The 8,581-nt window shown below is 59.0% G+C and carries 9 protein-coding genes; 2 read left to right on the top strand and 7 right to left on the bottom strand.

Features of this window, described 5'->3' with window-relative positions:
• Positions 1 to 332, top strand: a 332-nt coding sequence (locus tag KGA88_RS27015; protein ID WP_411740866.1) for an oligopeptide/dipeptide ABC transporter ATP-binding protein, incomplete at its 5' end; no start/stop codon positions are given.
• A gap of 105 nt (positions 333 to 437) precedes the next feature.
• On the opposite strand, the gene KGA88_RS27010 is transcribed toward KGA88_RS27015, so the two are convergent.
• From KGA88_RS27010 to KGA88_RS26995, 4 genes are all read right to left on the bottom strand, one after another.
• A complete protein-coding gene (locus KGA88_RS27010) occupies positions 438 to 821 on the bottom strand; it encodes a VOC family protein (protein WP_223595482.1) in 384 nt (127 codons plus the stop codon).
• Positions 822 to 845: 24 nt separating this feature from the next.
• Complete coding sequence (locus KGA88_RS27005) at positions 846 to 1,958, bottom strand: S-(hydroxymethyl)glutathione dehydrogenase/class III alcohol dehydrogenase (protein ID WP_223595480.1); 1,113 nt, start codon at positions 1,956 to 1,958, stop codon at positions 846 to 848.
• A gap of 110 nt (positions 1,959 to 2,068) precedes the next feature.
• Positions 2,069 to 3,037, bottom strand: a complete 969-nt coding sequence (locus KGA88_RS27000; RefSeq protein ID WP_223595472.1) for an ABC transporter substrate-binding protein — start codon at positions 3,035 to 3,037, stop codon at positions 2,069 to 2,071.
• A 125-nt stretch (positions 3,038 to 3,162) separates the two neighbouring features.
• Positions 3,163 to 4,002 carry a hypothetical protein gene (locus KGA88_RS26995; RefSeq protein ID WP_223595470.1) on the bottom strand — a complete coding sequence of 280 codons (840 nt, stop codon included), beginning with the start codon at positions 4,000 to 4,002 and terminating at the stop codon, positions 3,163 to 3,165.
• Positions 4,003 to 4,111: 109 nt separating this feature from the next.
• Between KGA88_RS26995 and KGA88_RS26990 the strand changes: the two genes are divergently transcribed.
• A complete protein-coding gene (locus KGA88_RS26990) occupies positions 4,112 to 5,023 on the top strand; it encodes a LysR family transcriptional regulator (RefSeq protein ID WP_110658372.1) in 912 nt (303 codons plus the stop codon).
• A gap of 59 nt (positions 5,024 to 5,082) precedes the next feature.
• On the opposite strand, the gene KGA88_RS26985 is transcribed toward KGA88_RS26990, so the two are convergent.
• The 3 genes from KGA88_RS26985 to KGA88_RS26975 are packed head-to-tail and all read right to left on the bottom strand — an operon-like array spanning position 5,083 to position 8,573.
• Complete coding sequence (locus tag KGA88_RS26985; protein ID WP_223595467.1) at positions 5,083 to 6,738, bottom strand: arylsulfatase; 1,656 nt, start codon at positions 6,736 to 6,738, stop codon at positions 5,083 to 5,085.
• Between the two features lie 58 nt (positions 6,739 to 6,796).
• Positions 6,797 to 7,591, bottom strand: a complete 795-nt coding sequence (locus tag KGA88_RS26980) for a cyclase family protein (protein WP_110658374.1) — start codon at positions 7,589 to 7,591, stop codon at positions 6,797 to 6,799.
• On the bottom strand, positions 7,569 to 8,573 hold the full coding sequence (locus tag KGA88_RS26975; protein ID WP_223595465.1) for an NAD-dependent epimerase/dehydratase family protein: 1,005 nt from the start codon (positions 8,571 to 8,573) through the stop codon (positions 7,569 to 7,571). Before KGA88_RS26975 ends, KGA88_RS26980 begins: the two co-directional genes overlap by 23 nt.
• Positions 8,574 to 8,581 lie beyond the last annotated feature (8 nt).

The raw sequence follows: 8,581 nt of genomic DNA, 5'->3' as shown, positions 1-8,581 counted from the left end.
TGCAGCACGTTGCCGATGACGTGATGGTGATGTACCTCGGTCGCCCGGTGGAAATGGGCCCGAAGAACGCCATCTACGAACGCCCTCTGCACCCTTACACCCAGGCGCTGTTGTCGGCCACGCCGACGATTCACCCGGACCCGAACAAACCGAAAATCAAGATCGTCGGCGAGTTGCCCAACCCGCTGAACCCGCCACCCGGCTGCGCCTTCCACAAGCGCTGCCCGTACGCCACCGAGCGTTGCAGCACTGAAGAGCCGGCCCTGCGCCTGCTCGACAGCCGCCAGGTGGCTTGCCACCACGCCGAGCAATTCCTCGACGGCGCGGCGTAAGAATGTGGGAGCGGGCTTGCTCGCTCCCTCAGTAACTGGCCGCGAAATACGTCGTGCTGGAGGTTGCTGGCCAACTGAACCGACGCTGGCCTCTTCCCAAACGGCTTAAGCTGCTTTGAAGCAATACGCGGCCAGTTTGTTACCGTCCAGATCACGGGCATAAGCAGCATAGGCATTCGGTGCCCAGTCACGTGGCCCTGGCAAGCCTTCACATGTACCGCCAGCGGCCAATGCCGCGGCATGGAAGGCATCGATTGCGGCACGGGTTGGTGCCTCAAAACTGACGGTGACACCATTGCCAACGCTGGCAGGTGCGCCGTTTGCCGGTTTCAAAACGAAGAAAGACGGCGCGTTTTCGCCCCAGATCGAGCCATTGTTCTCCAGATCGGCGATGCGTTTCTGGCCGAGTGCGCCGAGTACGTTGTCGTAAAAACCACGGGCTTTTTGCAGGTCGTTGGTACCGACGGTGACATGGGTGAAGATGCTCATTTTGATGCTCTCTTGGTTAGTGGTTCAGAAATGGATAACTGTGCGAATGCTCTTGCCTTCCTGCATCAATTCGAAGGCCTTGTTGATGTCTTCAAGCCCCATGGTGTGGGTGATGAAGGTATTCAGCGGGATGTCGCCGGCCTGAGCCTTCTCGACATAGCTCGGCAACTCCGAGCGACCTTTGACGCCGCCGAAGGCGGAGCCGCGCCAGACGCGACCGGTCACCAACTGGAACGGTCGGGTACTGATTTCCTGGCCCGCGCCGGCGACACCGATGATTACCGACTCGCCCCAGCCTTTGTGGCAGCATTCCAGAGCCGCGCGCATGAGTTGGACGTTGCCAATGCATTCAAAGGAGTAGTCGACACCGCCTTCTGTCATCTCGACGATCACGTCCTGGATGGGTCGGTCGTAATCCCTGGGGTTGACGAAGTCGGTAGCGCCCAGTTGCCTGGCGATGTCGAACTTGGCCGGGTTGATATCGATCGCGATGATCCGGCCAGCCTTGGCCATGGTGGCGCCGATAATGGCTGCCAGGCCGATGCCACCCAGGCCGAAGATCGCCACGCTGGCGCCCTCTTCCACTTTGGCCGTGTTGAGCACCGCGCCAATCCCGGTGGTCACTCCACAACCGAGCAGGCAAACCTGTTCCAGTGGAGCGTCCCGGGGAATCTTGGCCAGGGCGATTTCCGGCAGCACGGTGTATTCCGAGAACGTGGAGGTGCCCATGTAGTGAAAGATCGGCTGCCCCTCATAAGAAAAGCGGCTGGTGCCATCCGGCATCAGGCCTTTGCCTTGAGTGGCACGGATCTTCTGGCAAAGATTGGTTTTGCCGGATCTGCAGAATTTGCATTCGCCACATTCCGGGGTGTAAAGCGGGATCACATGATCGCCCACCACCAGTGAAGTCACGCCCTCGCCTACCGCTTCGACGATACCGCCGCCTTCGTGGCCAAGGATGACGGGGAAGATCCCTTCGGGATCAGCGCCAGACAAGGTAAATGCATCGGTATGACAGACACCGGTCGCGATGATGCGCACCAGCACTTCACCGGCTTGCGGCGGCGCCACATCGATTTCGACGATTTGCAGAGGCTGGTTCGCCGCGAAGGCGACAGCCGCTCGTGATTTGATCATGTTCATGATTCCCGGACGCAAAGAGGCGCCACTTCTTGTGTAGAAGCAGTCAAGAGATTGAGTTCAGAGGGGCGTTGCAGAGTGCGGGCATCCTTGCCCTGGAGGCCCGGTTAAAGCGCTGCCTCGATTTTTTTGGCGGCGGTTTCGTCGACCCAGGCATGCCAGACTTCCGGGTGTTCCTTGAGGAACATCCTGGCCAGCTTCGGTGACTCGATGCGTTCGCGGGTCATCCTCGCCAGGTTCTGATTCAGCAAATCGATGGGAATGTTGACCTTTTCCAGCACCGCGACCAGTTCGGGCGCCTGCTCATGAAAGGCCTTGGAGAGCCCGACCATGGTGACGACGTCTTTGTTGGCTCCGGTTTTTTCTTCCAGTCTTATCGCATCGATCTGCCCCATCAGCGGGGTCGGTGACCAGTAGTAGAACAGTACCGGCTCACCGCGCTTGTAGCTGGACAGGACCGCCGCATCCAATGCAGCACCGGTGCCCGGGCGGAAGTTGGTGAAGGTATTTTCCAGACCGTACTCCTTGAGCATCTCGGTATTGTCCTGCTCACAAATCCAGCCCGCGGGACAGTTATAGAAACGGCCCTTGGACGGCTCTTCTGCATCGTGAAAAACACTGGCGTACCTGCTCAGGTCGGCGACTGTCTTGAGGTCGGGTGCTTGCGCCGGTCGATTGCGTTTGGCGTCCCCCTCGACGACGTAACGCGGGACGTACCAGCCCTGGGTCGCACCGATGATCGGAGCGCCAACGCCGATGACCTTGCCGGCTGCCGCCGCCTTTTTCCAGACTTCGCTGCGCTCCATCCATTCTTCGCCAAACACCTGGATGTCGTTGGCGGCCAGGGCGGTCTCGAGAATGATGGTGTTACCCACCAATTGATCGGTCGCACAGCCATAACCATCCTTGAGCACGATCATCATGATGTCGGAGAGGAGCATCCCGCTCTCCCAGTTCAGGCCGGCAAACTTCACCGGCTTGCCCGACTCACACCAGCCTGCCGCCTGGCTTGACGCGCTACCGGCGAGCAGGCCAAGGGTGAGCAACGAGGCCAGCAACTTCTTCCTGCTTTTCATGATCAGACGCTCCGAATCATTATTATTGGGGGCAGCGAACTGTTGTGTGCGACACAGGAATAAACCAGTCGCAAACACGTGAAGCAAAGGCGTGAATCAATTGCATTTATTGTTATGGGTGACACTCAGACCAGTGGCTCGACCGTGGTGCGCCCGTAAAACAGTTGGCGGGCATAATCGCTGAATTCGACATTGGGTTGATCCACATAGGCGAACACTGCGTTGAGCCGCAACCGGTCCCCTTCCACCGGCGTTACCCGATGCAGTGAATAGCGACCACGGAACAATGTCAGGGTGCCCGGCACTTGCGGCAGCACTTCCACCTGCTGTGTTTTCGGGTCATCGAGGAACTGCCTGACCGCGTCATGGCAATCGTCGTTTTCGTTGCGCAGCATGCGCACGTACTCAAAGTCCCCACCGGCGCTCGCCGCCTGGAGGGACAGCGTGACACTGAAGTCGGATCGATCGAAATGCCATCCCAGCTGCTGTCCTGTGGTGAATCCCTGCAGGTTGAGGGCGGCCAACGGATCGGCATGCCGATAGAGCGCGTCGAGGTTGAGCACATCCTTGATGAAACACAGTACATCGTCCGACTCATAGATCTGCCGGATCGAGTGGTCGCCAGGAATGTCGGCATAAGCCACGGTGTCTTTCTCGGTGTCCATCAGCCGTCGCAACGGATGCTGCGCATCGACGCCCTCCTCCTGAGGCTTGAAATAAACCGTGTGTTTTTCCCGAAAATGGAACATGCGCGGGTGCAGTGCGAGGGTTTGGTCCGCCATGGCGACAACCGATTGATCGCGAACGAACCCCGGGAAGATTGCAACGCCCTCCTGCCCCAGCAACGACTGGCTGTGAGCGACCAGTTCGAGGTAAGCGGGATGGCTGCGATCGGTAATGGGGTAACGCTCCAGGTCGACGATATCGCCCAGGGTCAATACAGGTGTGAAAGGCAGGGTAGTCATTGTTGTTGGTCTCCGGTGGGCTCTGCTGGATTCAGATTGCAACGGCACCAAAAACAAGTCACGCTCATAATTTTACGCAATTTTGTGAATTATTTTCAGGTCGCCTGCCATGAGACTGACGCTCGATCACCTTGTGATGTTGAAAACCCTGTCGGAAGTCGATTCGGTCACAGCCGTGGCCGAGCGTCTATGGCTGACGCCTTCGGCTGTCAGTCATCGTATTCGCGAAGCCGAGCGGCGGCTTGGGGTGAACCTGACGGAACGATCGGGCGGAAAACTGCGGCTCAGCCCTGCCGGTGTGCGCCTGGAGCGAGCCGCCAAGGACATCATCGCGATACTCAATGAGGCCGAGTCCGAGGCCCGGTCCATGGCCGGTGGCGTCACCGCTTTTGTACGCATGGGCGTCACCTCCTACGGTCCGTTTCGCTGGATTCCAAAATTCATCAAGCACTACTCCAGCCTTCGGCCCGACATCGAAATCACCCTGGTGACCGTGCCCCGCGATGACGTTTACGCGAGCCTGATGCAAGGCCGGCTCGACGTGTCCATCATCGATGACGGCATGGTGCCGAGTGGCGTGGCAAAACTGCCGCTGTTTCGCGATGACCTGATTGCGATCATGGCAACCGACCATCCCCTGGCGGGCAGGACGAATATCTACGCCGAAGACTTCAAGACCTACAACCTGGTGACCTACTCGACCGATCGCGCCAGCGGTTGGGAATACGACCGGTTCTTCGCCCCCGCCAGCATCTTGCCGCGCCGCATGATCACCGTGGAGTTGATCGAAGCCATCGTCGAACTGGTGCGTTCAGGCTACGGAATCAGCATCTTGCAACGCGACCTGGTGACCCCCAGTCTCGAGCGCGGGGAACTGGCGTGGGCCGCCCTGAATGACGGCCTGGATATCGCCTGGAACGCCATCGTCCGCCCTTCGGAGCGGGACGACAGTGAGGTCAATCAAATGGTCAGAGCGCTTGATGCCTGGATAAAGAATGCTGAAACACTTGGGCACCGCTAATAAAGTCGGGCGCTCAAACGTTCAATTCCCAACGTTCCGGAACACGCAAGGACTGAGGGTTAATGCGTCGCCAACACCACACCCACCTGCTCTGCATAGTTCAACCAGGCCTTCTTGAGTCGTTGCACCGTCTCAGGCTGGGAGGCAGCCAGGTCTGTGGTTTCGCCGCGGTCCTGTGCCAAATCAAACAATTGCCATTGCAATGGTTGCGCACTTGCGCCAAAGCCTGCCTGGGGTCGCAGGCCTAACAGCTTGAGATTGCCCTCTCGATAATAAGCATTGCCGAACAGCTCTCCGGCCAGGCTGTCGTTGCCGTGCGGGCTGCCATTACCGGCAAGCATTGACAGCATTGATTTACCGGTGATCGGGTGTTTACTCGTGTCCGTTGGCGCTTCGTTTGGCAATGCGATACCCGCCAGTTCCAAAAAGGTCGGTGCCAGGTCATCTACCCGCGCAACACCGCGCTCCATGCCTTGGCGACGCAGTGTCTTGGGCAGTTGGATAATCGCCGGCACGCTGATGCCGCCCTCGGCGGTGGTGCCTTTGAACAGGTGGAACGGCGCTGCGCTGACCTCGGCCCAGCGCAGGCCATAGTCGATCTGAGAACCCTTCTGCCCGAGGTTGGCAAAGCCATTGTCAGTGTGCGCGCCCGGCGGATAGAACTGGGTGTGGTTCTCCCCGGCCGCACCGTTATCCGACATGAATACGATCAACGTGTTGTCGTACTGCCCACTCTTGCGCAGATAATCGATCACCCGGCCAATGTTATGGTCAAGGTTATCGACCATGGCGGCGTAGATTTCCATCTTCCTCGCCTCGACACGCTGCTGTTCAGGACTCAACTGGTCCCATCCCGGCAACGTTGGATTGACCGGTAGCGGATTCGCAGGCTGGGCATCCCTGGCTATAAGGCCGAGGCTTTTCATCCGTTCGATCCGGGCCAGACGTACGCTGTCATACCCCTGGTCAAATTGTCCCTGGTACTTGTCCAGGTATTCCCTGGGTGCTTGTAGCGGCCAGTGCGGCGAGGTGTAGGCGGCGTAGGCGAAAAACGGCTTGCCGTCCTTTTTGCTGTCTTGCAGGTAGCTGATCAGCTTGTCGGTGTAGAAATCCGTGGAGTAAAAGTTGTCCGGCAACGTCACGGCCTTTCCGTTTTCGCGATAGTGCACTTGCTCGATTTTAGTCGGATCGACACTCGAGGGTTTGAAGTGTGCAGCACCGCCCTCAAGCAAAGTGAAAGACTGCTCGAATCCCCGTTGATCCGGACCTTGATCCGCCTCCAGTCCCAAGTGCCACTTACCCACCATCAGCGTGCTGTAGCCGCCTTTTTTCAGTAGATCGGCAATTGAATAGGATCGCTGGTTCAAATACCCCTCGTAACCTGGCTTGCCGCGTTGAAAGGGTTGCAGCGCTTCAGCCATGGTGCCGAGCCCGGCGAGGTGATTGTCGGTGCCGGACATCAGCATCGAACGCGTGATCGAACAGGTTGGCGCCGCGTACATGTTGGTGAACTGCACACCATCGTGGGCCAACTGATCCAGGGTTGGCGTACTGATGTCACCGCCATAGCTGCCCAGGTCGGAGTAACCCAGGTCATCGGCCACAATCAGCAGGATATTGGGCTGTGCAGATTCAGCGCTGGCCGCCATGACCAGACTGCTGCCCAACGCCAGCATGGCCGTCAATAAAGTTTGAGGCAGACGAAAAAGAGGCATGTTGTTTCTCTTATTGTGTTTTTGATCGAGGACTTTTCCTGCTGTTCCCCCAGGCGCCCTACTCTTCGAATATCGCTACCGCTCGCACAAACCCGGCCGACGCGTGCTTGATCTTGTAGGGAAAGCATGACACCACGAATCCACTGGCCGGCAGGGATTCCAGGTTGGCGAGCTTTTCCATTTGCCCATAACCGATATCGCGTCCGGCCTTGTGCCCCTCCCAGATGATCGAGGCATCGCCATCGGCTGCAAAGCGCTCGCGGGTGTACTTGAACGGCGCGTCCCAGCTCCAGGCATCGGTGCCCACGACCCGCACTCCACGTTCCAGCAGATACATCGTGGCTTCACGACCGATGCCGACGCCGGCATCCAGATAACCCGGTTGCCCGAACAACGCGCCGGCACGGGTGTTGATCAGCACGATGTCCAGCGGCTGCAATTGATGGCCAATTCGCGCCAGCTCGGTTTCAATCTCATCGGCGGTCACCACGTGACCGTCCGCCAGGTGCCGAAAGTCCAGCTTCACACCCGGTTGCAGGCACCAATCGAGCGGTAACTCGTCGATGCCAAATGCCGGCTGACCGCCGTCGGTGGTCGAGGCGTAATGCCAGGGCGCATCCATGTGCGTTCCGCTGTGGGTGGTGATGTGCAGACGCTCGGCCGCCCAGGATTCGTTGCCCGGCATCTGTTCGAGTTGCAAACCCGGGAACATCGCCGCCATCTCCGGCCAGCCTTGCTGGTGATCCATGTAATCGATTTTCGGCAGCAATGGCGGCGGATCAGTGTAGGGGTTGTTGTCGAGGGTGACCGAGAGGTCGACGAGACGACGTTTAGGCTTGGTTGGCAATGACATCAAAGGTCTCTCCGGTGAGCGGCAAGTGTCGGGGGGCCGCGGGATTCAGGGAATTGCGCACCAGCGCGGCAGCGTTGCGATCATGGTTGAAACCGGCAGCGCGCGCCTGTGGTGTTTTCAATGGCGGCATACGTCCGAACAATGCTTCCAGCTGAACGTCGGGCGCATGGCTGATCAATGCGCGGCGCTCCTGCCCGTAACGCTCAGCCAATGCATCGATGACCTGGGCAATCGACAAATGCAGCACCGGCAACTGCCACACCCGTTGCGCCCCTAGCAAGTCGCCATCGAGCTCTGCAGCGTGGATCAGGTTGTTCACGCAACAGCGGGCGGACATCCACCACGCCGTCGCCTCTGGCGAGACCGGGCATTGATACGGTTCACCTTCGGCAAAGGCCCGCATCAGGTCGCTCATGAATGCAGAACGCAACCCGTTGGGTTCGCGAGGCCGGGCGACGATGCCTGGCAGGCGCAACACACGACCGTCCACATCGCCCCGCCGGGCAAGATCACTGATGGCGCTTTCCACCATGGCCTTGTGGGTGCCATAGGACAATTCGGGGCGCAGCTCGGCAGACTCGCTCATGCGCGCCGGAAGATCCCCGCCGTACACCGCCACGCTGCTGGCGTACACCAAAACCGGCGGATGGCTTTTATTGCGCAACTGGTTGAGCAATTCCAGGCTGGCCAGCAGATTGACCTGGTAGCCGAGTTCGTACTGTTCTTCTGCGGCGCCACCTGGAATGCTGACCAGATGGAACACCACGTCAATGCCGTCGGCCAATACCCGACGCATCAAGGCCGGGTCGGTCACACTGCCGAAATGACGGCGAAGACGGGTGTCGTCCGGCCAGTCCTGCAAGTCTCTATCCAGCACCAGTAACGTGCCAATGGCTTGCCCTCGCAAGTTGCCCTGCGCCAGCAGGCAACGCACCAGCTCTCGTCCGACAAAACCATTGGCACCGGTAATCAACACACGCATAAGCCGCT

This window comes from Pseudomonas sp. A-R-19, assembly GCF_019956575.1.
Lineage (GTDB): Bacteria > Pseudomonadota > Gammaproteobacteria > Pseudomonadales > Pseudomonadaceae > Aquipseudomonas.
This window is presented reverse-complemented; position numbering and strand designations above follow the sequence as displayed.